Raw genomic sequence first — 24,101 nt, 5'->3', positions numbered from 1 at the left:
CGCTGTTTGTGGGTTTTACTCATCCTATGTGCGCCATATCCACCCGGCCCCGGTCGGGTCTCCGCTTCGCCCTCCCCTTCGTCCTGCGCGGCTCCCGGCAGCACCGCACCGGAGTGCGCTGCTTCCACGAGGTGGAGAGCGGGCTCGTCCCGCCCTCCGGACCGGGGGTGCCCGAGGACAACAGGGCCGGTGTCATCGGCTGGGGCATCTCCTGGCGGATGCAGGGCTATGTGCTGATGGCCGAGCGCACCGGAAACCCCGCCTACGCCGAGCGGCTCGCCGCGCTGATCGACGGGGTCCTCGCCGCCCGCGACGAGGAGCGGGGCGTCACCGACCACCGGGGCCACAGCGGGCCGGTGTGGAGCACCGCGGGGAAGTTCACCGCGGCGACCGCCACCGTCCAGGACGAGCAGGGCCGCGCCGCGCTGGAGGTGACGGTCTGTCCGCCCCGCGCCCTGCACGCGCGGGTGACCGTACGTCCCGAGGAGGGTGGACGCTTCGGCCTCACCGTGCACGGACCCGACCGCCCGGCCGTCACCGTGCCCGGCCTCAGCCTGGACCCCGCCGACCCGAGGCGCGCCGACCGCGTGCTGTACGAGGCGTACGAGCAAAGCCGGGGCATCACCGGCAGGCTGGTGCCGCCCGGGCCCTCCGGCTTCCCCGGCCCCTCCGGCCCCTCCGGTCCAGGTGGGCCGGGCGGCCCCGGGAGCGGGGCGGGCGGGACGCCGGGGCGTCGCGTACAGGCGGGCGAGTACGGCGTACGCCCCGCCATGGTGGCGCTGGCCGCGCAGACCGGGATGATCACGTATCCCCTTGCCGGGCTCATCCGGCTGGCCCGTGACGAGCGGACCGCCGGGGTGGTGCCGCCGTCGGTCCGGGTCAGGCTGGAGGGCTACCTGGACGCCGTGGTGCGCGCCGTGCGGGCGCACGACCACCAGTGGCAGCCGGTCTCCGGCCGGCGCGGCTGTTACCGGTGGCTGCCGGACGAGCCGGTGTCCTTCGCCGGAGCCGAGCTGCCGACGAACGAATTCCTGGCCATGGGCCGCACCCTGACGCACCTCGCCGTGCTGACGGGGGAGGAGGGGTACGCCGAGCGGGCCGCTGCCATGGCGCGCGCCCTGCGTGACGATCTGGCCCGCCGCGACGGCGTCGCGGTGTGGCCGTACTGGCCCGGCTTCGGCCGCGTCCACAGCGGCTGGACGGCGACCGGCCACCCGGACCGGGACGGCTCCCTCTACCGCCCCTCGTACGCGCCCGTCACCGTCCCCGAGGACGTCACCCACGCCCTCATAGACCTCGACTTCCTGCACCTGTACCACCGCACGCGCGGCCTGCCGCCGGTCTTCACCGACGGTGACCTGCACGCGGTGGCCGCGGCCTTCACCCGGCACGTCGTGGACCCCGGTGAGCGGGACCGGCGGCCCCGGATGCGCCACGACGTCGGCGGCACCGGGCGGCCCGGCACCGACCGCGAGCAGGCGCACGTCGCGGCCTGGCTCCCGCTGCGCGCCTGGTCCCCGGCGATCCCGCCCCTGGTCGCCGCGATCCATCCCGCGCCGCCGCCGACCCCGCCGATGGGCGTCGACACCTACTGCGCCGCGCTGCTGGCCCGCTGGAGCTGAACTCGGCCCCCCGAGGGCTTCAGCAGGGTCTTGACCATCCCGTCCTCCTTCTTGCACTGGAGGTGCCGTAGGCGTTCGGCCCCTCCTCCAGGGACAGGGTGTGGGTGGTGAAGTGGCCGACGCCCAGCGGGTCCAGCGCGCCGCCGTAGACACCGGAGATGGACACCCTCCCGCCGCGCCGCACCACGTCGATGGCCGCCGTCAGCGCCGCCAGCCGGTCCACGCCGCCGCGCTCCATCAGCCCCAGCCCTCTGGAGCCGCCCGTCACCAGCACCGACCGGTCCGAGATCTTCCGCGTCGCCGCCTCCTTCACGCGGGCGGAGGTGTCGGATCCGGCGGTTCCCCCGAGGCGTCGTGTCACACCCGGGTGGCGCCGAGGGTCGGTGGGAGTGTGCGTAGCGGCTGGAGGCAACCCGAGGGGGGAAGCGACCAAGGAGCCAGACATGCAGATCGGTTACAAGCTCGCGTCCGAGCAGTACGGCCCCCAGGAACTCATCCGGCAGGCGGTCGCCGCAGAGGCGGCCGGCTTCGACTTCGTCGAGATGAGTGACCACTACCACCCCTGGCTGGACGGTCAGGGGCACTCCTCGTTCATCTGGACCGTCCTGGGTGCCGTCGCCGCCAGGACCGAACGCGTCGAGCTGGTCACCGGGGTGACCTGCCCGACCCTGCGCTATCACCCGGCCGTCGTCGCCCAGGCCGCCGCCACCCTCGCGCTCGTTTCGGAGGGGCGCTTCGTCTTCGGCGTGGGCTCCGGCGAGCGGCTGAACGAACATGTGATCGGCGGGGGGTGGCCCCCCGTCACCGAGCGGCATGTGATGCTGCGGGAGGCGCTGGAGATCATCCGGCTGCTGTGGCAGGGCGGCTACCGCTCCTACGAGGGCAAGTACCTGCAACTGGAGGACGCCAGGGTCTTCGACCTGCCGCCGAAGTCCCCGCTGATCGCCGTCGCCGCGAGCGGCCCCGCGTCCTGCCGGATCGCCGCGGAGCTGGGGGACGGGCTGTTCGCCACCGAGGAGAAGCCGCAGATCGTGCGGCACTACCGCCAGGCGGGCGGCACCGGGCCCCGTTACGCGGAGGTGCCGATGGCGTGGGCGGACGACGAGACGACAGCGGCCCGCTCGGCCCTGGAGTACTTCCGGTGGGCCGTGACGGGCTGGAAGGTGATGAGCGAGCTGCCCAACCCGGTCAACTTCGACGCGGCCACCGCCACGGTCCGCGAGGAGGACATCCGCGGCCGGTTCGCCTGCGGGAGCGACCCCAAGCGGTTCCTGGAGGTCGCCAAGCCCTTCGCCGAGGCGGGCTTCGACCGCCTCGTCCTGATGAACGCCGGCCCCGACCCGGACGGCTTCATGGACTTCTACCGCAGCGAACTGGCCGGCCCGCTGCGCCGGTTGGAGAGCTGAGCACGCCCCGGAAAACTGGTTGCACAGGGTGAGAGCATGGCCGGTGATCTGTGGTTACGACTTTCATCGGGACTCTCACCAAAGGGGAACGTCGTGGCGCGTGCCGTGACACTCATCCGCTCGGCGACGCTGTCGGACGTCGCCGAATACGCCTACGCTGCCACCGCGTCCGCCGAGGCGCGGCCGGTGTTCCTGGCCGGTGCCTGTCCGCTCGAAGAGGACGGCACGATCGCCCCCGTCGGGGACTACGCGGGCCAGGCGGCGAAGTGCGTGGACAACCTGCGGGTGGCGCTCCAGGAGGCGGGGGCGACGCCGGAGGACCTGATCAGCACTCGCGTCCTGGTGGCCACCACCCGCCGGGAGGACCTTCTCAGCGCCTGGGAGGTCTACCGCGACGCGCTCGGTGAACACGACGTGCCCAGCACGCTGATGGGCGTGACCGTCCTCGGCTACTCCGACCAGCTCGTGGAGATCGAGGCGGTCGCCGCCGTGGTCGGCTGACCACGGCCAAGCTCCGCCCGCGTCACAGCGACACCGGCGTCACAGCGACCCCAGCGTCACAGCGACCGGTCCGGCAGCCTGAACGGAACGAGGTCCCACGGGCTGCCGGGCCGCTCGTCCAGCGCCTTGTGCGCCGCCAGCACGGAGGTGTACCAGTCGCCGAAGCGCTCCTCGTCGAAGTGCAGGCAGCGGCCCATGACATACGCGGCCGAGAACTCCCCCCAGGAGAGGTACGACTGCTGGACCCCCGCGCTCACCCGCTCCAGCGCCTCGTGCATCTCCGCCCGGGTCGCGTAGCGGGCGCCCCGGCCCCAGCGGGCCATCTTCGAGGCGCGGCCCAGGTCCCAGGCCGCGATGGTGCGGACCGTATCGCCGGGACCGAGCAGGCCGTCGGCGCGGAAGCGGGACTCGTAGCGCAGTATCTTGCCGACCAGGCCGCGCAGTCCGGCGACGAAGGACTCGAAGTGCGGGCCCTCGGTGTCGGCCAGCCCGTCGCGCAGGTTGGCCTCCACACAGTCCCGCCACAGGCCGGGGTCCACCGGGCGGCCGTGCTCGCCGGCCAGCGCGTGACGCGCCCCGAGCACGTAGTCCCAGACCCAGGGGCTGACCTCGCACTTCAGCAGCCGCTCCTGGATTTCGAGCCAGTCCTCGCGCACGCGCACGTCCCAGGACTCCTCCAGGCGCTCCACCTCGTTGCTGTATCCCGCGCCGTGCCAGTCGAGGGTGTTCCACGGATCGCCGTTCCCGTAGCACAGGTGCGCACCGCAGGCGAGGCCGTGCAGCAGCGGGCCGGGCTCGGGAGCCCCGGTGCGGCGGGTGACGATCCGGTCGGCGAGCGCGTCCGGGTCGAACAAATCCTCGTGCAGGTCGAGCCACACCTCGCGCTCCTCGTCGTCGACGAGGAACATCTCCTGGCACGGCGTCGCGGCGTTGACGACGAGGACGCCGACCTCGGGCGGGCAGATACGGGCGAGTGCCCCCAGGGTGATGAACTCGTAGACCACATACGGGTGCGGCCTGGGCAGCACACCGTCGGTGTACACCTGCGTGATGACCCGGGTCTCTCCGTCGCTGCCCTCGATCTCGCTGGTCAGCAGCTTGCGCTTGAGGGGGTCGCGGACGCTCTCGGTCAGCGGGACCGCGTGGTAGACGCCGTGGGCGGCCAGAGTGCGCAGGTAGGTGTAGCTCTCCTCGACCTCGCACAGCTTGTAGAGCCGGCGCTCCAGGTCGCCGGGGGCCTGCCAGAACTCGCCCTCGGGGATCTCGATGACGGGGAAGATCTCGTCATGCTCGTCCTGTTCGCCCACCGTGTACATCCGTGCGCCCCGTTCCGCCCGCCGGCCCCGTTGCCCGCGGGCTCCGTCGCCTGCCGTCGAAGTGCCCGCCGCGCGACCCGCGTGGGCGCGCGGCGGGCACTTGCATGATCGAACGGATGCACGCTACCGCCCGCTGCCCGGGGCCGCGTCGCCGGGCCCGCCGCTCCCGCGGAGGGCGTCCGGGAGCCTGAGAGGCCAGTGGCCGCTCCTCGTCAGAGCTCCAGGACGGGAGCGGGCCGAACCGCCGGGTCGGGGCGCGCGTCCGTACCCAGCAGCGCCAGCTTGGCCGCGCCGTCGGTCCCGGCGGCAGCCGTGTGGATGACCACCCGCAGCTCGCTGCCGGGCACCACCAGCACATCGCAGTCCAGCTCGAGCGGACCGGCCTCGGGGTGGTGCACCGTCTTGCTGCTCATGGTGTGCGCGCCGCACGCGTGCGCGTCCCACAGACGGGTGAAGCGCTCGCTGAGCGTGTGCAGTTCGGCGGTCAGCGAGCGCGGCTGCGGGTCGGACGGATAGCGGGCCGTGGCCGCCCGCAGATCGGCGACCGCCGCCGCCTCGAAGCGCGCCGCCTGCTCGGCGCTGTGGCTCACCCGCTCGGGACGGCCCGAGAAGTGACGCCACAGGATGTTGCGCTCCCACCCGCGAAGCCGCCCCGGATCGCCCATCAGCGCCGCGTACAGCGGATTCCATGCCAACAGCGTCCATGCCGCGTCGAACACGCCGACCGGCGTGGCGTGCAGCTGCTCCAGCAGCCGCCGCACCCCCGGCGTCAGCCGGGCCGGCATCCGCCCGTCCGAGGGCGGTCGGCGGCCCGCCAGCAGGAACAGATGCCGCCGCTCCTCCTCCGACAGCCGCAGCGCCCGCGCCATCGCGGTGAGGATCTGCGCCGAGGGCGAGGAGGCCCGGCCCTGCTCCAGCCGTACGACGTAGTCGACGGACATTCCGGCCAGTGCCGCCAGTTCCTCGCGGCGCAGCCCCGAGGTCCTGCGCCGGCGGCCGACGGGCAGCCCGGTGCCGGCCGGGTCGGTGCGGCCCCGCCAGCGGCGCAGCGCACGGCCCAGCTCGTTGGTGCCGGGCCCGTCGGCGGGAGGGGGATCGAGGGGTGGTGCGGCCATCACTCCAGTGTCCGGCCTGCGGACCGAGAGGCAAGGCCTGTTCCTGGTAACGCCATTACCAGGAAGAACCTGCCGCTGCCCGGAAACCCGCGGAGCGCCGAGGCTGGAGCCATGACCACCACACTGATCACCGGGGCCACCCGGGGCCTGGGCCTGGAGACAGCACGGCGGCTGGCCGCCGCCGGACACACCGTCCACCTCGGCGCCCGGGACGCGGAGCGCGGCGAGCGCGCCGCGAGGGAGACCGGCGGGCACGCGCTGCCGCTCGACGTCACCGACGAGGAATCCGTACGAGCGGCGGCCAAGCTGCTGCGGGAGCGCACCGACCACCTCGACGTGCTCGTCAACAACGCCGGAATCCCCGGCCCCGACCGCCCCGCCGACCGGATGACGGCCGCCGAGCTGCACACGGTGTACGACACCAACGTCTTCGGCGTCGTCCGCACCACCCACGCGTTCTTGCCCCTGCTGCGTGCCGCCGCCGCTCCCGTCGTCGTCAACGTCAGCAGCGGCCTGGGCTCCCTCGCCGCCGTGGGCGACCCCGAAGCGCGTGCCCGCGCCGTGCCCGACTGGATACCGGGGCTCGCCTACGCCTCGTCCAAGGCGGCGCTCAACATGCTCACCGCGCAGTACGCGCACGCCCTGCCGGGCTTCCGTATCAACGCCGTCGACCCCGGCTGCACCGCGACCGACTTCAACGGCCACGCCGGCGGCAGGACCGTGGCCGAGGGAGCGGAGATCATCGTGCGGATGGCCACCATCGGGCCGGAGGGCCCCACCGGCGGCTACCTCGCGACCGGGGGGCCGATCCCCTGGTGACTCGGCCCGCAGCGCCTCCGACAGCGCCTCCGACAGTGGCCTCCGACAGCGCGTCCGGCACCAGGAACGACAGCAGGAACGACAGCAGGAACGACAGCAGGAACGGCACCAGGAATGACAGCAGGAACGACGGAAGAAGCCGCCATGCCCAGCCAACGCCCCGTCCGCCTCGACCTGGTCCACGATTTCGTGTGCGCCCGCTCCTACCTCGCCTTCACCCGCGCCCGCCGCGCCCTGGAGACGGTGCGCGCCGAGGGGCAAGGTGCCGAACTCGTGCTGCGGCCCTTCCAGGTCCGCCCGGACGCCTCCCCCGAAGGCGAGCCCCTGTTCGAGGTGCACCGGCGAGACCGGGGTGAGGAGACCGCCCGCCGGATACGTGCCGACACCACGACGGGCCGCGAGGACGGGCTCCGGCTCCGCTTCGGCCACGCCGTGTTCACCAACACCTTCGCCGCGCACCATCTCCTCGCGCGGGCAGCTCCGCAGGGGCTGGCCCTCCCGGTCGCCGAGCGCCTCTTCCGTGCCTACTTCACCGACGGTCTCAACATCGCCGACCCGGCCGTCCTCGCCCGCCTGGCCGCCGAAACCGGCGTGGATACCGGCACCGGCCTCACGGACCTCACCGATCTCACCGGACACCTCCGCGACGAACTCGCCCGCACCCGCACCCTGGGCAGCGAGACGGGCCCGGCCTTCTTCCTCGACGGCCGGCCCGTCCTCGGCGAGGAGCCCACGGAGAAAGAGCTGTTGACCCTTCTGCGGGGGTCTCCCGCGGAGGTGAACCGCTCCGGCCCTCAGGCCGGGTGACGCGGGGTCTGCGGCTCCGGGCCCTGCGGATCCGGCCCGGTCGGCGGCGCGGAAGGAGCCGACTTCGCGGGGGCCTCCTCGGGAACAGGCGGCACGGCGGGGGCCTCCTCCGGAACGGGCGGTGCCGCCGGTACGGACGGCGCCCGAGGCGTGGCCTCCGGGACCGGCGGTGCCGCCTCCGGGACCGGCGGTGCCGACGGGGCCTGGGGCGCCGCCTCCGGAGTGGGCGGCGCGGGGCGCGCCGGAGCGGCTGCCGTTCCCGCCCCCGCCCTCGCCCCCGCTGCCGCTGTCGCACCCGCGGTCGCGGCCCGTGCCGCGTCAGCCGCCGTCCGCGCCCGTGCGGGCGCGGACGAAGCGGACGAAGGGGTGGGTGGCGCCACGCGGTCCGGCCCGTGACCCCGCGCCGCGTTCCGGAGGGCCGCCGCGAGGGCGAACAGCGCGCCCGCGACGATCAGGAACGCCGCCCAGCCGGGCAGGACCAGAGCGAGGGCCAGCCCAACGGCCGCGACCAGCGCGCCTCCTCCGTACAGCGTGGCAGCCCCGGCCCCCGCGTTGAGCTTGACCGTGCGGGTGCTGACGCGTGCGCGCACCTCGGCGCGCATCTCCTCCTCCACCGCCTTGAGCTGCTCGCGGACGAGGTGCGCCATCGGCTCGGACAGGTCTCCTGCCGGAGCGGCGCCGTGGGAGGTGTCCGCGCCCGGGTAGATCGCCTTGTCACTCATAGCGCGCCGAGTACCCCTTGGTTCCGGCCTGACGCACCTGTCCGCCGCCACCGTGGCAAGATGGAAAGGCCGCGAAGATCCAGTCAGTTGGCGGCCGGAGGAGGGGACATCAGGTGAGCAGTCTCAACAAAGGGATCGACAAGGTGGAGGTCACCCTCAGGTGGGACCCCAGCCCGCTGGGCGCCGCGCCTCACGACCTCGACATTGTCGCCGCCACATACACAGCCGACGCGCCCTACGGGGAGCCCGCGTACCTCGTGCACTTCGACAGCCGTTCGCCGGACGGCACCATCACTCTCAACCGCGACAGCCAGAACGGCCAGGGCTTCGGTTCGGACGAGGTGATGACGCTGGAGCTGGGGCGCCTGGCGCCGAACTACACCCGGGTCGTGGTCGGGGTCGCCATCCAGCAGGGCGAGGGTCACAAGACGTTCGGTGAGATCGCCAACCCCGCCGTGCGCATCCGTGAGGGCTACGAGGAGCTGTCGCAGAGCGACTTCACGGGGGTGGCCCCGGCGACGGCCGCCACCGTCGCGGAGTTCGCCCGGGGCGAGGCGGGCGAGTGGCACCACAAGGTGGTGCTGCGCGGATACGACGGCGCCTCGGAGGAGTTCACCTCCGTGATGGGCCGCGCCTGACGAGCCTGACGGGCCGTGCCTGACGAGCGAGCGGCTCCGGTGCGGCGGGAGATCCCGCCGCACCGGAGCCGCTCTTCGAGGAACCGCCCAGGGGCACTGAGCGGCCTCGCCGAAGTCCCATGGGGCCCGGTCGTGCCCCGAAGGGGCGCGGGGCTGTGTCATATATGCGGCTCCGCCGCGCGGACCCGACCAGCCACGACGTAGTCGCAGCCGAACGACACAACCTCTCGGCACTTCCCGCGGAGCGCTCAGAGCTCCTTGATCCGCACGTTGCGGTAGGACACGACGTCCGAGGTGCTGTGGGTCTGGAGGCCCACGTACCCCGAGGCGTAGCGCCTCCCGTCCGTGCCCGGGTCGTCGTCACGCGGCGGGTTGAACACCTGCCCGCCGTTGTTCTCGAACTCGTTGAGCAGCACGCCGTTGCGGTAGATCTCGTAGTGCTGCCCGATCACGCGGACCTCGTAGTCGTTCCACGTGCCCTTGGGGGTGACCCCGGCACCGGCCAGGCCCACGCGGTCGAAGCCGTAGACGGAGCCGGTCTTGTACATGTCCCCGTCGGCACGGTCGTTGATCTGGAGCTCGTGGCCGTACTTGATGGCCACCCACTCGGGCCGGGACTCCTCCGGATGGTCATGGACGTCGGGGAAGCGCGCGAACACACCGCTGTTGGCGTTGCCGCTGCCCGGCGCGTCGTCACGGAACTGGAGCTTGAGCGAGAAGTCCGCGTACTTGCGCTGCGGATACCACAGCATGCCCATGCCGTCGACGGTCGAGCTGCTGGTCATGGTGCCGTCGTCGTTGAGGCCGAAGGCCCCGCCGCCGACGTGCTCCCACTTGGCGAAGCTCTCCTTGCTCCCGTCGAACAGGTCGCGGTACCCGCTCTCCTGCCCCGGGGTGCCGATGCCGGACTTCTTGGCGGCCTGGTTGATGAGCTTCTGCTCACGGGCGACGATCACACCGTCGGTGACCAGCCCCGCGGTGACCCCGCGCACGTGCTTGAGGAACAGCGCCTGTGAGGTCCACTCCTTCTCGTCCTCGATCAGTTCGTTGATGGTGCAGCGGCGCTGGGTCATGCGGTTGGGCACGCCCGAGTCGATCGTTCCGACGATGACGGTCAGCCGCTCGTCGTACTCGGGGCAGTCCGGCGAGGGCACCCCGCCGCCCGCGACCACCCGGAAGGACAGCTCGGCGGGTTCGGAGGTGTTGCCCGCCTTGTCCGTCGCCCGGTAGGTGACGGAGTGATGTCCGGCGCGGTCGATGACCACCGGATCGGAGTAGGTGAGGTACGGGCCGCCGTCGAGGGAGTACTCGGTCTTGGCGACCCCCGACTTGTCGTCCGTCGCGGTCACCGTGACCGTCGCCTTGCCCACGAAGTGGCCGTCCGAGTTCTTCTTGCCCTCGGCCTTGCCCTTCGCGACCGGGGGAGTGGTGTCCTCGTCCGGTGGCTCGACCACCGTGAAGGTCACCGATTTCTCCGCCGCCGTATTGCCCGCCTTGTCGCTCGCGCGGTAGCGGACGGTGTGACTGCCGGTGTCCTTGACCGTCACCGGCGCGGTGTAGGTCTGGAACGCGCCGTCGCCCAGGGCGTATTCGATCTTGTCCACGCCCGATTCGGCGTCCGAGGCGGTCACGGTGACGGTGGCGCTGCCCAGGTAGTCGCCCGCGGAGTCCTTCTCGCCCTCGACCTTGGCCGAGGTCTCCGGCGGCGTGGTGTCGTCCCCCGGGGGGTCTCCCGTGACCACCAGGGTGCCCTGCATCGCGAGGTGCCCCGGGATGGTGCAGTGGTAGCGGTAGGTGCCCGGGGTGAGGGTGACCTCCGCGGTGTGCTTGCCGCCGTTGGAGTCCACGGGGCTGGCGAGGATGTTGAGGTCGACATCCTGGTTGTAGTCGGGGTTGGAGGTGTCGAAGGTGAGAGTGTGCGACATCCCGGACGTGTTGCCGGTGGCGGTGCTGTTCTCGAAGACGATGGTCGCCTTGCCCGCCACCGCCGTGGTGGGAGCCGAGGCGTACTTGGTCATGTCGTCGTTGGCCGTCCAGGTCAGCACCTGCTCGGCCTTGGTGTCGGGACCGGCCGCCTTCTTCGCGCCCTGGTCCGAGCCCTGCCCCCACGCGGTGGCGGAGGTGAGGCCCAGCACCATCAGCAGCGCGGCCAGCATGGCGGTCAGCAGCCTGCGCCGCTCCCGCCGCGCGCGCGAGGCGGGGGTCATGACTCGGCCCCGTGTCCTCGCGCGGCCCGGTTTCCGTACCCGTTCAGCCCGTCTGAATCTCATCGGCCCGCTTCCTTCCGCAGCGCCGGTTCGGCCATGTCACCGGCCGCGGGGGTGGGTTCGCCGCCCTTGTAGGTGACACGCCACAGCGCCGACTTGTCGTCGGAGGTGAAGAAGCCGCGCCCGTAGTCGAGGACGTACAGCGAGCCGTCCGGGGCGAACTTCCAGTCCATCAGGTTGCGGATGCCCTTCTCGCCGACCGGGATGATCTTCTTGAGGCTCTCCGCGTGGACGGGTGGTGCGCCCACCGCGTCGCCCTCGGGCATCACCACGGCGTGGCGCGGCTGGTCGGCGTCGTAGAAGTCGCCGACGAACCACTTGCCCTCCCAGTAGGAGGGCCACTTGTCCTTGGAAGCGCTGTCCTTGTCGTAGCGGTAGACCGGGCCGTTCATCGTGGCCTGGCCGCCGCCCTTGAGCCAGGGCAGGGTGAGCTTCTGCTCGGAGATCTTGTAGCTGGGCACGCCGTCGGCGTCGCGCGGGTAGTCGGGTCCGCCGCCCTGGGGGGAGTACCAGATGTTGTTGGACCGGGCGGGCGGGATGCTGACGAGGCCGTCGTTGTTGGGGGACTCGTTCTTGAGGTGGTCGCAGTCGTACCAGCCCAGCGGCTTGCTCGGGTCGGGCAGATTGCGGTCGCGGTAGGGCTGCTTGTTGCCCATGCAGTACGGCCAGCCCTGGTTGCCCGCGCTGTTGATCCGGGCGAACGTGTCGTACTTCGCCGGCCCCCAGGTGGTGCTCGGCTCGGCGGCGTCGGGGCCGACCCAGCCCGCGTACAGGGTGTCGGTCTTCTTGTCGACGGAGATGCGCGCGGGGTTGCGCACGCCCATCACATAGATCTCCCCGCGGGTCTTGCCGCCGCCTTCGTCCGTCTCCTTGCCGGTGAACAGGTTGCCGTCCGGCCGGGTGTAGGTGCCGTCGTCCTCGGGGTGGATGCGCAGGATCTTGCCGTTGAGGTTGTTGGTGTTGCCCGCGGTGCGGCGCGCGTCGGCGAAGGAGACACCCTTGAAGTTGGGCTGGGGGTTGTTGCCCGAGTAGCCCTCGGAGAACTGCGAGGAGTTGTTGTCCCCGGTGGCGATGTAGAGGTTGTCCTTGGAGTCCCAGGCCATGCCGCCGCCCGCGTGACAGCAGCTGTGGATCTGCACGGGCCACTTGAGCAGGACCTTCTCCGAGTCCATGACCAGCTTGTCGTTGGCCTTGTCCAGGGTGAAGCGGGAGACACGGCGCTCGGCCATGTGCGTGTCCCGGTTGATCTCGCTGTGCGGGGTGTAGTGCAGATAGACCCAGCCGTTGCTGGCGAAGCCGGGGTCCAGCTCGATGCCGAGCAGGCCCTCCTCGTTCTTGACCAGCTCGTCGCCGCCGCCCTTGTTGCCGAAGACGGTCAGCTCACCGGCCAGCGTGGACTTGCCGGTCTTGGGGTCGTAGATGTGGACCTGGCCCTTGCCCTTGCCGATGTCGGGGTTGTTCCAGTCGGTGACCACCGGCTGGTCCGCGTCGGCGCCGCCCCTGCCGATGTGGAAGACCCGGCCGTCCTTGGCGGTGACCGCGCCGTGCGGCTCGCCGATCTGGTCGTTCTTGCCCGGCTGGTTGGGCTGGGTGACGCGCTTGGCCTCGTAGTTCGAGGAGATCGCCGCCTGGCAGTCGGCGCGCTCCAGCCGCGTCGTCCACATCAGGGCGCCGCGCAGATGGCTGCGGAAGTCGGTCTCCTCGTAGCTGGCGGCCGTGCCGCCCATGGCGGTGTAGAAGGACCGCCCGCCGTCGTAGTCACGGCACCAGGAGACCGGGTGGTCCCAGCCGCCGGAGTTCTCGCCGGGGTCGTAGGTGTTGGTGCGCACCCGGGCGACCGTGTGGACGGAACCGGAGGGGTTCTCCTTCCAGTTGAGCCACTTGTCGGGGCGCTTCCACTCGACGGGCAGGTCCTTGGTCGCCGGGTGCTGGCGGTCGCCGACCTCGACGGTGGCGCGCTGCGTCTTCTCGGGGCTGTTCGCGGCGGGCCGGGCGCCGATCAGGCCGGTGAACCAGTCCGAGTACGGCTCGGCGCGCGCCGCGTCATGGACGCCCAGGAAGCCGCCGCCCGCCTCCAGGTAGCTCTCCAGACCCGCCTCCTGCTCGGGATCGAGCGCGTCGCCGTCCCCGGCCAGGAAGACCACGGCGTTGAACTTGCCCAGCTTGGGCTGGGTGAAGATGGCGGGGTCACCGGTGGCCTTGATGGTGAACCGCTCCTGCGCCGGGCCCTGCTGCCCGATCTTCTCGATGGCCTCGATCCCGGCGTTGACGGTGGGGGACTCCTCGCCCGTGGCGCCGTGGAAGACCAGGACGCGCACGTCCTCGCCGCCCGGCGGGCTCGGCAGATCCAGCTTGGGCACGGACCGGTCGGGTGCCTGGCCCGCGAGCGCGGGTGCGCTGAGCAGACCGGCGGCCAGCGCCCCGGCCAGGAGTACGGCGACTCGTCTGCGCCGGGATCTCCGCCGTGCGGGGCCCGGCCTGAACATGCTCAGCCCTCGCCGTTGTGAGGGTCTTTGACGCGGTTCGTGCCGCATGAGCGATCCACCCCTCTTCTGTCACAGAAACGTGGCTGAAGCTAGACCTCTTTTGGCACTTCGCCAAGAGCTATGACCGCAACTCAACGAACTTTGTCCTGAGTGTGGATAAACAGGGAGACGGGCGCTACGGTCCCAGGTGATCCGCTCAACTCGCCTCACGCTGCGCACCATTGGCCTCGCCCGGGGGAGAACGATGACCGGAACCGCCAGCAACCACACCCGACGCGCCTTCAGCAGGCGCCTCCTCGCCTCGGGGGCCGTCGCCGCGGTCGGCGGCAGCGCACTGACTGCCGCCTCCCAGTCCTCGCAGGCCGCCCCGTCGGCCGCCGCCGAGCCGCGCCGCGCGGGCAAGGGCGGCGCCACGCGGCGCATCAAGATGTACGCGGAGAAGCTCGCCGACGGGCAGATGGGATACGGCCTGGAGAAGGGCAAGGCGACTATTCCCGGCCCCCTGATCGAGCTGATCGAGGGCGACACCCTGCACATCGAGTTCGAGAACACCATGGACGTCGCCGCCAGCCTCCACCCCCACGGCGTCGACTACGACATCGCCAACGACGGCACCAAGATGAACAACGGCCACGTCGAGCCCGGCGAGACCCGCACCTACACCTGGCGCACCCACGCGCCGGGCCGGCGCAAGGACGGCAGCTGGCGCCCCGGGAGTGCCGGGTACTGGCACTACCACGATCACGTGGTGGGGACGGAACACGGCACCGGAGGCATCCGCAACGGCCTGTACGGGCCAGCGATCGTGCGCCGCGAAGGCGACATCCTCCCGGACCCCGACCGGCAGTTCACCGTCGTCTTCAACGACATGACCACCAACAATCTCAAGAAGGCGCCCGACTTCAAGGCCACGGTCGGCGACCGCATCGAGATCATCATGATCACGCACGGTGAGTACTACCACACGTTCCATGTGCACGGTCACCGCTGGGCCGACAACCGCACCGGGCTGCTCCAGGGCCCTGACGACCACAGTGCGGTGATCGACACCAAGATCACCGGCCCGGCCGACTCCTTCGGCTTCCAGCTGATCGCCGGGGAGGGCGTGGGCGCGGGCGCGTGGATGTACCACTGCCACGTCCAGAGCCACTCCGACATGGGGATGGCGGGCCTGCTGCTGATCGCCAAGCCGGACGGCACGGTCCCCGGTCACGGTGACCACCACTGAGGGTGACGACGCTGCTCTGGTGGCCGGTGGCCGGTGGCCGGTGGCCGGTGGCCGGTGGCCGGTGGTCGTGGCTCGTGCCGTGGGCCGGCGCCGCTCCGGTGATCAGCTTCGGTGATCGACACCGATTCCGTTCCCGGCGGGAGCGTGGTACGTTTGACCTGTTGCAGTTTTGGTACCCATGACTTATGTGCGCCCGAGCTTCGTAGCTCGGGCGCTTTTGTTTTCCGGAGTTCTTTCTGGATGGGGTCAACGCGGCGACGTGGGGCCCGCGAAGTGCGCGGCTCCCAGCCACCCTGAAGGAGAAAAACATGGCAACTGGCACCGTGAAGTGGTTCAACTCGGAAAAGGGCTTCGGCTTCATCGAGCAGGACGGTGGCGGCGCTGACGTCTTCGCCCACTACTCGAACATCGCAGCCCAGGGTTTCCGTGAGCTGCACGAGGGCCAGAAGGTCAACTTCGACGTCACGCAGGGCCAGAAGGGCCCGCAGGCGGAGAACATCACTCCTGCCTGATCGCGCGTCGTAACGCTGGGGCCCGCACCGTCCAGGTGCGGGCCCCAGCGCCGTGCTTTGGGCTCCCGCAGTTCTGTTCACCTCTTTTCGCTCCCTGTTCACCCCACCCGCTCCCCCCGTACGGGCAGCGTGGGCCCTCGCGACGGCCCCGACGCGCCGCACCGAGGAAGGCAGTCCACGTGACCCAACGCTCGCCGAGCACCCGCCGCTCCCCGCGCCCTCAGCGCGACCGTCCCGCACGCGCCCAGCGCCCGGCCCGCTCCGGCGGCCAGAAGGCGGCCCCGCAGCCCCGCACCGCGGGTGAGTTCGCGGTGCCGACCAGCGGTACCCCCGCGCTCCCGGCCGTCCACGCCTTCGCCGACATGGACCTGCCCGCGCCGCTGCTGGACACGCTGACCCGGCAGGGCGTGACCGTCCCCTTCCCGATCCAGGCCGCCACCTTGCCCAACGCGCTGGCCGGACGCGATGTGCTGGGACGCGGACGCACCGGCTCCGGGAAGACCCTGGCCTTCGGCCTGGCGCTGCTGGCCAGGACGGCGGGCCACGTCGCCGCACCCCGCCGCCCGCTCGCGCTGGTGCTCGTGCCGACGAGAGAGCTGGCGCAGCAGGTCACGGACGCGCTCACCCCCCACGCCCGCGCGCTGCGGCTGCGTACCGCCACCGTCGTCGGCGGCGTCTCGCTCTCCCGTCAGATCCATGTGCTCCGGGCCGGCGCCGAGATCCTCGTGGCCACACCGGGGCGGCTCAAGGACCTGATAGAGCGTGGCGACTGTGAGCTGGGGGACGTGCGCGTCGCGGTGCTCGACGAGGCCGACCAGATGGCCGACATGGGCTTCCTGCCGCAGGTCACCGCACTGTTGAAGCAGGTGGAGCCGGACGGGCAGCGCATGCTGTTCTCCGCGACGCTGGACGCCGAGGTCGACCGCCTGGTGCGGCGCTTCCTGACCGACCCCGTCGTGCACTCCGTCGACCCCTCGGCCGGTGTCGTGACCGATATGCACCACCACCTCCTGCACGTCGCCTCGGACGACAAGCTCGCCGTCGCCGCGCACATCGGCGCACGGGAGGGGCGCGTCCTGATGTTCCGCGACACCAAGCGCTCCGTGGACCGGCTCACCAAGTCGCTGCTGAACAACGGGGTCCGCGCGGTCGCCCTCCACGGCGGCAGGACCCAGCCTCAGCGCAACCGCGCGCTGGACCACTTCCGGTCCGGCGAGGCCACCGTCCTGGTCGCCACCAACATCGCGGCGCGCGGCATCCACATCGACGACCTCGACCTGGTCGTCAACGTCGACCCGCCGACCGACCCCAAGGACTATGTGCACCGTGGCGGGCGCACCGCCCGTGCCGGGGCCTCGGGCAGCGTCGTCACGCTCGTCCTGCCCGAGGAGCGGCGCGACATGGACCGCCTCCTGAAGCAGGCCAGGGTCGACGCGACAGCCCTGCGTGCGCGCCCCGGCGACGACGAACTGGCCCGCCTCACCGGCGCCCGGACCCCCTCCGGGATACCGGTCGCCCTCCCGACCGCCGCGCCGGCCACCCCGCAGAAGGCGGCCTCCTCCTCCCGCGCGGGACGCGGACGGAACGGCGGGAAGGGCAGCACCGGTGGCAACGGCACCGGCAGCAAGAGCACCACTGCGGCGCGCGGGCGCAGCCGCCGCTCGCGGAACCCGCAGTCTCGGAAGAAGGCCGCCTGACCCCTGCCGTGGCGGCTTCGCGCCCGACCCCTCGGGCTACGGCAGCATCCACGCGAGCATGTGCGACTGGAGGAACACCAGCACGCACATGACGAGCAGGAGCAGCAGACTCCAGGCGATCGCGCGGCGGAAGAGCACCGCCTCCTTGCCGACCAGTCCGACGGCCGTGGCGGCGATGGTGAGGTTCTGCGGGCTGATCATCTTGCCCACTACGCCGCCCGAGGTGTTCGCGGCGACCAGCAGCGTAGGGTCCAGCCCCGCCTTGCCGGCCGCCGTCTGCTGGAGCGTGGCGAACAGCGCGTTGGCCGAGGTGTCCGAGCCGGTGACGGCCGTGCCGAGCCAGCCCAGGAGCGGGGAGAAGAAGGCGAAGGCGGCGCCCGCCCCCGCGATCCAGGTGCCGATGGTGATCGTCTGGCCCGACAGGTTCATCACGTACGCCAGCGCCAGCACCGAGCCGACCGTCAGCAGCGCCCAGCGCAGCGTCGCCACCGTACGCCCGAACTCCCGTACGGCATCGAGCGCGCGCACCCGGTAGACCGCGGCCACCAGCAGCCCGCACAGCAGGAGCAGCGAGCCGGGCGAGGAGAGCCACGGGAAGACATAGACGGTTGTGGTGGACCGCTCGCCGGCGGCGTTGAGCACCTCGCCGTCCAGCCCCGGCCAGCTCACCTCCACATCGCTGTCGGCCAGGAACTCCTTGGCGGGGTCCCAGAGTTTGGCCACGGAGAAGACCGCGATCACGATCAGGTACGGCACGAAGGCCATCAGCACCCGGGGCCCCGCGATCCTCCGGCCGTCCCTGTCCCCGCCCGTGTCCGTCCCACCGTCCGCACCGCCACGGGCTTCATGGGTCGCCTCGTCGCGCGTCTCACCGGCCGGCTCACCGTGTGCCTCGTCGCCCGCCTCCCGCCGCTCTTGCTCCGCCGCGCGCCGCAGATCCTCGCGCACCCGCTCCCCGTCGACCGGCCGCCACACCCGCAAGAACCCGACCACGGCGGCCAGCGCGGCCAACGAGGCGATGATGTCGGTCAGTTCGACGGAGATCCAGGTGGCGCTCACGAACTGCGCCGCCGCGAACACGGCCCCGCACACCAGCGCGACCGGCCACGTCTGCCGTATCCCGCGCACCCCGTCCACCAGCGCGACGAGCAGCAACGGTACGAACAGCGCGAGCACCGGGGTCTGTCGGCCGACGTACGCACCGATCTCCTCGTAGTCGATCTTGGTGAGGCTCCCGGCGGTGATGATCGGGGTGGCGATCGCGCCGAACGCCACCGGTGCGGTGTTCGCCACCAGCACCGTCACCGCGGCACGTACCGGTGAGAAGCCGAGCGCCATCAGCATCACGCCAGTGATCGCGACCGGAGCGCCGAACCCGGCCAGCGCCTCCAGCAGCGCGCCGAAGCAGAAGGCGATGATGAGCGCCTGCACGCGGGGGTCGCCGCTGACCAGGTTGAAGGAGCGGCGCAGATCCTCGAACCTGCCGCTGACCACGGTGAGCTGGTAGACCCACAGCGCCGCCAGCACGATCCACATGATCGGGAAGAGCCCGAAGGCCGCGCCCTCGGTGCCCGCCAACAGGGCCAGGTCCAGCGGCATTCCGTACGCCGTCACCGCCACCACGACGGAGACACCCAGCGCGGCCAGCCCCGCCCAGTGTGCTTTGAGCCGCAGCCCGCCCAGCAGCACGAAGAGCGTCAGCAGCGGCAGCGCCCCCACGAGGGAGGACAGCGCGAGGCTGTCGGCCACGGGAGAGAGATCGGGACGGTACATGTCCGTGTTTCACCTACTCCGGGAATCTCGTTCGCCTGACCTGCGTCGATGACGGTCTAAGAGTCCCTGGCGGGTACGGATGGGGCAAGAGGGAGAACAGCGGCGATGAAATCGGCCTCTGCCCGCTCCGGAGCGTCATCGCGCTGCCGAGCCTCTGTGATCATGGCGCGAAATCGCCGTTGGATCAGAAGCTCACGAAGCTCATTTTTCACACCAGGGCGCCCAGTCATCACATAGAGAGTGGAGTCGGAGGGAGTGTCTCCGTATCGGCATGAGGGAACGCCAATTCTGGTCAACTTGCCGCCCTGCATGCGGTGTTGGGCATTCGTCGTGCATATGCTCCCGTCTGGTTCGAACAGGACCACACGTTTCGCCGACGTCCAGCCGACGTCGGCGAGCCACTGAACGGGAGGAGTCTCATGAGCACCAACCTTCTGCTGGAAGACACCACCGACCTCGCCGAGCTGGATCTCGACATCCAGATCTCCGAGACCGAAGACGAGGGCCCCGCGTTCGCGTCGGGCGGCTTCACCTCGCCCAGCACGTATTCGCCCGGGCCGTCGCCCTGCAACATCTGCTGCGCGTAAACGCATCAGCGCCCGCGTGGGGCGGGGCCGGGTCCCCGCCCCACGCGGGTCAAGCCAGTGCTCGGGAACGAGGGGGGAGCCGGAACACGTGCGGGATGATCACTACACGCCGCAGGACTGTCTGTTCGTACGCCTCACGGCGACTCCCCGCACCGGATCAGGTGGCCGTCCCCTGGGCGACTCGGCCGCGCAGGTGCGCGAGGTCGCTGCCGACCCGCTGTTGCGCGAGGCGTTGCACGTCGCCAGCGGCAGCCTCGCCGACTCCCTCGACCGGCTCGACGCGGGGGCCGATCTGGGGGCCAAGCGGCTGCGCCGTACGGCGCTTGCCCTCTCCCGGTACGCGCTGCGAGCTGAGACCAGGCCGACGCCCTTCGGGCTCTTCGCCGGTGTCGCACCCGCACGGGCGGCGGACACCACACAGGTGCGAGTGTCTGGTCCCGGCGAGAAGAAGGTACGGCTGGACGCCGACTGGCTGACGCGGCGCGTCACCGAATGGCTCGAACTGCCCGCGGTACGGCACGGCGTCGACGTCGTGCTGAGCGACCTGTGCCGGACACGGGGCGAGCGGATCGTCGTCCCGGGCAACGGGAGCGAGGTCTCCGCCCGCGACACGGCGCTGGTGACCTGGGTGTGCGAGCGGACGGCGCAGCCCGTCGGCTACGCCGTGCTCCTTGAGCAGGCGTGCGGCTCCTTCCCCCGCCTCACCACCGCCCAGGTGGACGCCGCGCTGTTCCAACTCGTACGGCACGGCTTCCTGCTGACCTCCATCACCCCGCAGGACCTCGACGACGCGCTGTACGACCGCATCGCGGCGGCGGTCGCGCCCGTGCCGGGGGTGGCCGCGGAACTCGCTTCCGTACGCGCGGCGTTGGACGCCTACGCCGCGACAGGACCCGGCGAGGGCCGCGCGGCGTGGCGCGGGCTCATGCGGCTGACCGATCCCGAGGCCACCGCCGCCAGGCCGCCCGTCCACGTCGACCTGCGGATGGACGCCGATCTGCGGATCTCGCGAGCGGTGACCGATGAGGCCGCCCGCTACGCCTCCGCCATGTGGGACCTCTCCGGGGAGTGGCAGACCCATGCCCACATGCGTACGTACCGGGACCGGTTCCTGGAGGCGTACGGCACCACCGGCGTGGTTCCACTGGGCCAACTCGTCGACCGGCACCGGAGCATCGGCTTCCCCTCCGGCTACGGCGAGCGCGCGGGCGGAAAGACCGCGGGGCACCAGCAACCGGAGCAGCTGCCCAAGGAACGCCGTCTCCTCACCCATGACCTGGTGCAGGAGGCTCTGCTGAGCGGTGACGACGAGGTCCGGCTCACCCCCGGCCTCGTCGACCGGCTGGCCGTCGGCCGGACGGCCGACGCGGCCGTACCCCCGCCGAGATCGCTGGAGCTGTGTTTCCAACTGCTGGCCGAGAGCGAACAGGCCATCGACCGGGGCGACTTCAGGCTCCTGTCCCCGGCGTACCCGGGTTCCTGGGTCGCCGGGGCGACCGTCGGACGATTCGCCGAACTCGTCGGGATGGAAGGCGAACTGGCGTCACTCCTGGCCGGTCTCGGCGATGCCGGGACGGTGCCGGCACAGGTGGTGTACCGACCGCATACCGTGCGCGGGCTCAACATGGCCCAGGTTCCGGAGCTGTTGCCGCACCGGATACCGGTGGGCGTGTACGCCGACCGGAGCGCTCCCGGCACACTGGACTGGCGGCAACTCCTCGTCACGCCAGGGCCTTTCGGACTACGGCTCATACTGCCGGATGACGGACGTGAGGTCCTGCCCGTCGTGCCGCACGTGCTGGCTCTCGACCGGGAGGCGCCGCCGGTCGCCCGGCTGCTGGTGGAACTCGCCTCCGGCATGGCCAGGACGTGGACGGGCTGGAACTGGTGCGGGCTGGAAGGGCTGCCCTATCTCCCCCGAATCACGTACGGCCGCGTCACGATCTTCCCCCGGCGTTGGGTGCCCGACCGGTACCTGCGCGAGGCTGCGGACGGCACCTCCGGGTGGGAGGAGGCGGTCGCTGCATGGCGGGATCGCTACCGCGTCCCTGACGAGGTGAACCTCGCGAGGTGGGACCGTACGTACCGGGTGGACCTCACGGACCCCTGGCGCCGGGAGGTGTTCCGGCAGGAAGTCCGCGGCGGCGGCTCCCTGGCGATCATGGAGGACCTCACGGACGGGGGACGCGGACTGGGCTGGTCCGGCGGACACAGCGCCGAAGTCGTCATCCCGCTCGCCCGGACCACCGCACCGGATCAGCATCAAGGCAGAGCCCGCCGACCGCGCCGCCCGGTGCTCGTGCCCCGGCCCACGGACCACAGCGCTGCGCACCTGCCCGGTGAGGAGTGGCTCTACGCGAAGTTCTACGCGGCTGAGGACACGCACGACGAGTTGCTGCACGCCGGCCTGCCCACGCTCGTGCGCGAGGTCGGAGACAAGCTGCACAGCTGGCACTACATCCGGTACCGCGATCCCGAGCCCCACATCCGCGTCCGTCTGCACGGCGAGGCCGAGGCCCTGCGGGCCACGGCACTGCCCCGGCTCGCCGCGGTGAGCCGCGACTGGCAGGAGACAGGGTTGATCAAGGGCATGGTCCTCGACACCTACCGGCCCGAAACCGACCGCTACGGCGGGCCCGACGCACTCGCCCACGCGGAGCGGATGTTCTGCGTGGACAGCCAGTCGGCGCTGGCCCAGCTCGGCATGCGGGCGCGGGGCGCTCTGGCCCTGGCAGCCCCCGTGCTCGCGGCCGTCAACCACGCGCTGCTGCTGGAATCACTCGGCGACTGGGACTGGTCGGCCTGGATCAGCCGTGCGCTGCCCAAGGGGCCCGCCCACGCGGCCTACCGGAAGTACCAGGAACAGGCCAGGTCGCTGATCGTGCCCGGACATACCGCCCAGAGCGCGGCCCCCGTGCTGGGCGCCCCCCTCGCGGCCCTGTGGAGCACCACGCCGGAGACCGGGAAGTACGGCGCGCTGCTGCTGTCCGGCGGGGGACGGGCGCCCGGTACCGAACAGCACGCCGAAGCCGTCATGGCTGTGCTGCACATGCAGCACAACCGCCTGTTCGGCATCGACAGAACCGGCGAGGACACCGGCTACGCCGTGCTGCGCGGCGTCGCCCGTGACCACCAGGGCCGCCTGGCCCACGCCCAGGGCGGGAAGGAGACGTGATGACAGCGCCGCGTTACGCGGACGAGGCCCGGGATGTCGCCGCGCAGGTCTTCGACCGGCTCGCCGACCCGGACGCCACCGCTGCCGACACCCGCATCCCGGGCGACGCCTCGCACATCACCTTGCTCGAGCCCCTCTGGCAGGACCTTGCCCTCTCCAGCGGCTATCCGGGAGTGTCCCTGGCGTTCACCGGCCGCGGCACCCCCGGCCCCGATGACGCCGCGCGAGCGCAGGCCTACCTCGTCCGGGCGATGCGGGCCACCGCCGCCACCGCCCACGCCCCGGGCGGCATCTACACCGGTCCGGGCGCCGTCGCCTTCGCCGTCCTCGTCGCCCACCGCGCCACCGGCGGCTACCGCTCCGCTCTCGGCCGGCTCGACGAGTATCAGCGCCGCCTGGTCCACCGTGCGCTTCCCGAAGTCCGTGACACCCCGGCGACGACCAACGGCGAGTTCGAGGTGGTGCGTGGCATGAGCGGCATCGGCCGCTACCTGCTGGCGCGCCAGGAAAATTGCGAGGAGGAGCTGCGGCTCGTCCTCACCTACCTGACACGCATGGCGCACGGCGAGATCAGCCACCGGGGCCATCAAGTGCCCCGCTGGTGGACGTGGGCAGCGCCCAAGCTGGGGCAGGAGGTCGAGATGCCCGACGGACACCTGAACCTCGGGCTCTCCCACGGCGTCGCGGGCCCGCTCGCCCTGCTCTCGCTGGCCTGGCGGCAGGGCGTGGTCGTCGACGGGCAGCGCGAGGCCATCGAGCGGCTGGCCGGCCTTCTCCAGCAGTGGGCGTATGAGAGCGAGAGCGGACCGTACTGGCCTCCGCATCTGACCCTCGAAGGCTGGGCGGCCGGGCCGGGCGTCGCGCCGCCGCGCCAGCGCCCGTCCTGGTGTTACGGCGCCCCGGGGGTCTCCCGCGCGGTACAGCTCGCGGGGCTCGCGCTCGGCCGCGCCGAGTGGCTCGGACTGGCCCACCGCTCGCTGCTGCCGTTCCTGACCGCAGGTCCGGAGAGCTGGCGCTTCGACGAACCCCACCTGTGCCACGGGTCGGGCGGGCTGATGCACCTGTTCGCCGTCCTGAACGAGTCCATCGGCGACAAGCGCCTGACCGACCTCGTCGACGACATGGCGGCCCGCACCCTGGCCCAGTTCCGTCCCGAGTACCGGTTCGGGTTCCGGGCCTTCCTCACGAGCGCCCCGCAGGGCACCGACGTCCCCGCGTTCCTGGAAGGCGCCACCGGCACGGCCCTCGCCCTGGACGCCTACGCGGACGGCCGCGCCACGACCGACTGGGACATGGCCCTGCTGGTGGCCTAGCCTCGCGCTCTCAGGTGGCAGGCGGCAGACGGCGGTGGACTCGTCCTTGCCGTCGCCACCGCGAACGCCCGCGCCCACAACGGACGACTCGAGCTCGACACCGTGGCCGGCAGCGGG

At 71.6% G+C, this 24,101-nt stretch carries 19 protein-coding genes; 12 read left to right on the top strand and 7 right to left on the bottom strand.

Annotated elements, in window-relative coordinates; all coding sequences use genetic code 11:
* Nucleotides 1-26: 26 nt before the first annotated feature.
* On the top strand, nucleotides 27-1,622 hold the full coding sequence (locus OHB04_RS06680) for a hypothetical protein (RefSeq protein ID WP_326807020.1): 1,596 nt from the start codon (nucleotides 27-29) through the stop codon (nucleotides 1,620-1,622).
* Between the two features lie 19 nt (nucleotides 1,623-1,641).
* Here OHB04_RS06680 and OHB04_RS41755 read toward each other — a convergent pair whose 3' ends face one another.
* Nucleotides 1,642-1,983: a hypothetical protein gene (locus OHB04_RS41755; protein WP_442814784.1), complete on the bottom strand. Its 342-nt coding sequence runs from the start codon at nucleotides 1,981-1,983 to the stop codon at nucleotides 1,642-1,644.
* Nucleotides 1,984-2,065: 82 nt separating this feature from the next.
* Here OHB04_RS41755 and OHB04_RS06670 point away from each other — a divergent pair, with 82 nt between their 5' ends.
* Nucleotides 2,066-3,028 carry a TIGR03557 family F420-dependent LLM class oxidoreductase gene (locus OHB04_RS06670; RefSeq protein ID WP_326807019.1) on the top strand — a complete coding sequence of 321 codons (963 nt, stop codon included), beginning with the start codon at nucleotides 2,066-2,068 and terminating at the stop codon, nucleotides 3,026-3,028.
* Nucleotides 3,029-3,121: 93 nt separating this feature from the next.
* Nucleotides 3,122-3,529 carry a RidA family protein gene (locus OHB04_RS06665; RefSeq protein WP_326807018.1) on the top strand — a complete coding sequence of 136 codons (408 nt, stop codon included), beginning with the start codon at nucleotides 3,122-3,124 and terminating at the stop codon, nucleotides 3,527-3,529.
* 56 nt (nucleotides 3,530-3,585) lie between these two features.
* On the opposite strand, the gene OHB04_RS06660 is transcribed toward OHB04_RS06665, so the two are convergent.
* Together OHB04_RS06660 and OHB04_RS06655 are read right to left on the bottom strand one after the other, a co-directional pair.
* Nucleotides 3,586-4,845: a DUF1266 domain-containing protein gene (locus OHB04_RS06660; RefSeq protein ID WP_326686755.1), complete on the bottom strand. Its 1,260-nt coding sequence runs from the start codon at nucleotides 4,843-4,845 to the stop codon at nucleotides 3,586-3,588.
* Nucleotides 4,846-5,057: 212 nt separating this feature from the next.
* Entirely contained in the window at nucleotides 5,058-5,960 is a 903-nt protein-coding gene (locus OHB04_RS06655) for a helix-turn-helix transcriptional regulator (RefSeq protein WP_326807017.1), read from the bottom strand.
* A 111-nt stretch (nucleotides 5,961-6,071) separates the two neighbouring features.
* On the opposite strand from OHB04_RS06655, the gene OHB04_RS06650 reads away from it, so the two are divergent.
* The gene (locus tag OHB04_RS06650; RefSeq protein ID WP_326807016.1) at nucleotides 6,072-6,779 is read left to right on the top strand and encodes an SDR family NAD(P)-dependent oxidoreductase; all 708 of its coding nucleotides are present in this window, start codon (nucleotides 6,072-6,074) and stop codon (nucleotides 6,777-6,779) included.
* Between the two features lie 144 nt (nucleotides 6,780-6,923).
* On the top strand, nucleotides 6,924-7,586 hold the full coding sequence (locus tag OHB04_RS06645) for a DsbA family oxidoreductase (RefSeq protein WP_326807015.1): 663 nt from the start codon (nucleotides 6,924-6,926) through the stop codon (nucleotides 7,584-7,586).
* Here OHB04_RS06645 and OHB04_RS06640 read toward each other — a convergent pair.
* Nucleotides 7,574-8,308, bottom strand: a complete 735-nt coding sequence (locus OHB04_RS06640; RefSeq protein WP_326807014.1) for a phage holin family protein — start codon at nucleotides 8,306-8,308, stop codon at nucleotides 7,574-7,576. The two genes, OHB04_RS06645 and OHB04_RS06640, sit on opposite strands and share 13 nt — an antisense overlap.
* 113 nt (nucleotides 8,309-8,421) lie before the next feature.
* Here OHB04_RS06640 and OHB04_RS06635 point away from each other — a divergent pair, with 113 nt between their 5' ends.
* On the top strand, nucleotides 8,422-8,946 hold the full coding sequence (locus OHB04_RS06635; RefSeq protein ID WP_326686750.1) for a TerD family protein: 525 nt from the start codon (nucleotides 8,422-8,424) through the stop codon (nucleotides 8,944-8,946).
* Between the two features lie 248 nt (nucleotides 8,947-9,194).
* Here the strand turns inward: OHB04_RS06635 and OHB04_RS06630 are convergent, their stop codons facing one another.
* The gene (locus tag OHB04_RS06630) at nucleotides 9,195-11,153 is read right to left on the bottom strand and encodes an OmpL47-type beta-barrel domain-containing protein (RefSeq protein WP_326686749.1); all 1,959 of its coding nucleotides are present in this window, start codon (nucleotides 11,151-11,153) and stop codon (nucleotides 9,195-9,197) included.
* Nucleotides 11,154-11,212: 59 nt separating this feature from the next.
* A complete protein-coding gene (locus OHB04_RS06625; RefSeq protein ID WP_326807013.1) occupies nucleotides 11,213-13,699 on the bottom strand; it encodes a ThuA domain-containing protein in 2,487 nt (828 codons plus the stop codon).
* Nucleotides 13,700-13,943: 244 nt separating this feature from the next.
* Between OHB04_RS06625 and OHB04_RS06620 the strand changes: the two genes are divergently transcribed.
* The 3 genes from OHB04_RS06620 (at nucleotide 13,944) to OHB04_RS06610 (ending at nucleotide 17,136) form a co-directional block, all read left to right on the top strand.
* A complete protein-coding gene (locus tag OHB04_RS06620) occupies nucleotides 13,944-14,927 on the top strand; it encodes a multicopper oxidase domain-containing protein (RefSeq protein WP_326807012.1) in 984 nt (327 codons plus the stop codon).
* A 308-nt stretch (nucleotides 14,928-15,235) separates the two neighbouring features.
* On the top strand, nucleotides 15,236-15,439 hold the full coding sequence (locus OHB04_RS06615) for a cold-shock protein (protein ID WP_028436804.1): 204 nt from the start codon (nucleotides 15,236-15,238) through the stop codon (nucleotides 15,437-15,439).
* A gap of 362 nt (nucleotides 15,440-15,801) precedes the next feature.
* The gene (locus tag OHB04_RS06610) at nucleotides 15,802-17,136 is read left to right on the top strand and encodes a DEAD/DEAH box helicase (protein WP_442815079.1); all 1,335 of its coding nucleotides are present in this window, start codon (nucleotides 15,802-15,804) and stop codon (nucleotides 17,134-17,136) included.
* A gap of 36 nt (nucleotides 17,137-17,172) precedes the next feature.
* On the opposite strand, the gene OHB04_RS06605 is transcribed toward OHB04_RS06610, so the two are convergent.
* Nucleotides 17,173-18,909 carry an L-lactate permease gene (locus OHB04_RS06605; RefSeq protein WP_326686745.1) on the bottom strand — a complete coding sequence of 579 codons (1,737 nt, stop codon included), beginning with the start codon at nucleotides 18,907-18,909 and terminating at the stop codon, nucleotides 17,173-17,175.
* 419 nt (nucleotides 18,910-19,328) lie between these two features.
* Here OHB04_RS06605 and OHB04_RS06600 point away from each other — a divergent pair, with 419 nt between their 5' ends.
* The 3 genes from OHB04_RS06600 to OHB04_RS06590 all read left to right on the top strand — a co-directional run bounded on the left by OHB04_RS06600 (nucleotide 19,329) and on the right by OHB04_RS06590 (nucleotide 23,984).
* Complete coding sequence (locus OHB04_RS06600) at nucleotides 19,329-19,496, top strand: class II lantibiotic LanA (RefSeq protein WP_326686744.1); 168 nt, start codon at nucleotides 19,329-19,331, stop codon at nucleotides 19,494-19,496.
* Between the two features lie 88 nt (nucleotides 19,497-19,584).
* The gene (locus OHB04_RS06595; RefSeq protein WP_326807011.1) at nucleotides 19,585-22,671 is read left to right on the top strand and encodes a lantibiotic dehydratase; all 3,087 of its coding nucleotides are present in this window, start codon (nucleotides 19,585-19,587) and stop codon (nucleotides 22,669-22,671) included.
* Nucleotides 22,671-23,984 (top strand): lanthionine synthetase C family protein, encoded by a 1,314-nt coding sequence (locus OHB04_RS06590; protein WP_326807010.1) that lies wholly within the window; start codon nucleotides 22,671-22,673, stop codon nucleotides 23,982-23,984. The genes OHB04_RS06595 and OHB04_RS06590 overlap by 1 nt, the downstream gene beginning before the upstream one ends.
* Nucleotides 23,985-24,101: the final 117 nt, after the last annotated feature.

The organism is Streptomyces sp. NBC_01775 (assembly GCF_035917675.1).
Taxonomy (GTDB): Bacteria; Actinomycetota; Actinomycetes; order Streptomycetales; family Streptomycetaceae; genus Streptomyces.
Note: the sequence above shows the minus strand (reverse complement) of the source record. Positions and strands in the feature narration are given on the sequence as shown.

Bases quoted from the DNA above. Each gene is read 5' to 3' on its own strand.
- OHB04_RS06650 (WP_326807016.1), top strand. From the start codon at position 6,072: ATGACCACCACACTGATCACCGGGGCCACCCGGGGCCTGGGCCTGGAG.
- OHB04_RS06630 (WP_326686749.1), bottom strand. From the start codon at position 11,153: ATGACCCCCGCCTCGCGCGCGCGGCGGGAGCGGCGCAGGCTGCTGACC.
- OHB04_RS06680 (WP_326807020.1), top strand. From the start codon at position 27: ATGTGCGCCATATCCACCCGGCCCCGGTCGGGTCTCCGCTTCGCCCTC.
- OHB04_RS06590 (WP_326807010.1), top strand. From the start codon at position 22,671: ATGACAGCGCCGCGTTACGCGGACGAGGCCCGGGATGTCGCCGCGCAG.
- OHB04_RS06625 (WP_326807013.1), bottom strand. From the start codon at position 13,699: ATGTTCAGGCCGGGCCCCGCACGGCGGAGATCCCGGCGCAGACGAGTC.
- OHB04_RS06670 (WP_326807019.1), top strand. From the start codon at position 2,066: ATGCAGATCGGTTACAAGCTCGCGTCCGAGCAGTACGGCCCCCAGGAA.
- OHB04_RS06620 (WP_326807012.1), top strand. From the start codon at position 13,944: ATGACCGGAACCGCCAGCAACCACACCCGACGCGCCTTCAGCAGGCGC.
- OHB04_RS06655 (WP_326807017.1), bottom strand. From the start codon at position 5,960: ATGGCCGCACCACCCCTCGATCCCCCTCCCGCCGACGGGCCCGGCACC.
- OHB04_RS06615 (WP_028436804.1), top strand. From the start codon at position 15,236: ATGGCAACTGGCACCGTGAAGTGGTTCAACTCGGAAAAGGGCTTCGGC.
- OHB04_RS06640 (WP_326807014.1), bottom strand. From the start codon at position 8,308: ATGAGTGACAAGGCGATCTACCCGGGCGCGGACACCTCCCACGGCGCC.
- OHB04_RS06600 (WP_326686744.1), top strand. From the start codon at position 19,329: ATGAGCACCAACCTTCTGCTGGAAGACACCACCGACCTCGCCGAGCTG.
- OHB04_RS06645 (WP_326807015.1), top strand. From the start codon at position 6,924: ATGCCCAGCCAACGCCCCGTCCGCCTCGACCTGGTCCACGATTTCGTG.
- OHB04_RS06610 (WP_442815079.1), top strand. From the start codon at position 15,802: ATGGACCTGCCCGCGCCGCTGCTGGACACGCTGACCCGGCAGGGCGTG.
- OHB04_RS06660 (WP_326686755.1), bottom strand. From the start codon at position 4,845: ATGTACACGGTGGGCGAACAGGACGAGCATGACGAGATCTTCCCCGTC.
- OHB04_RS06605 (WP_326686745.1), bottom strand. From the start codon at position 18,909: ATGTACCGTCCCGATCTCTCTCCCGTGGCCGACAGCCTCGCGCTGTCC.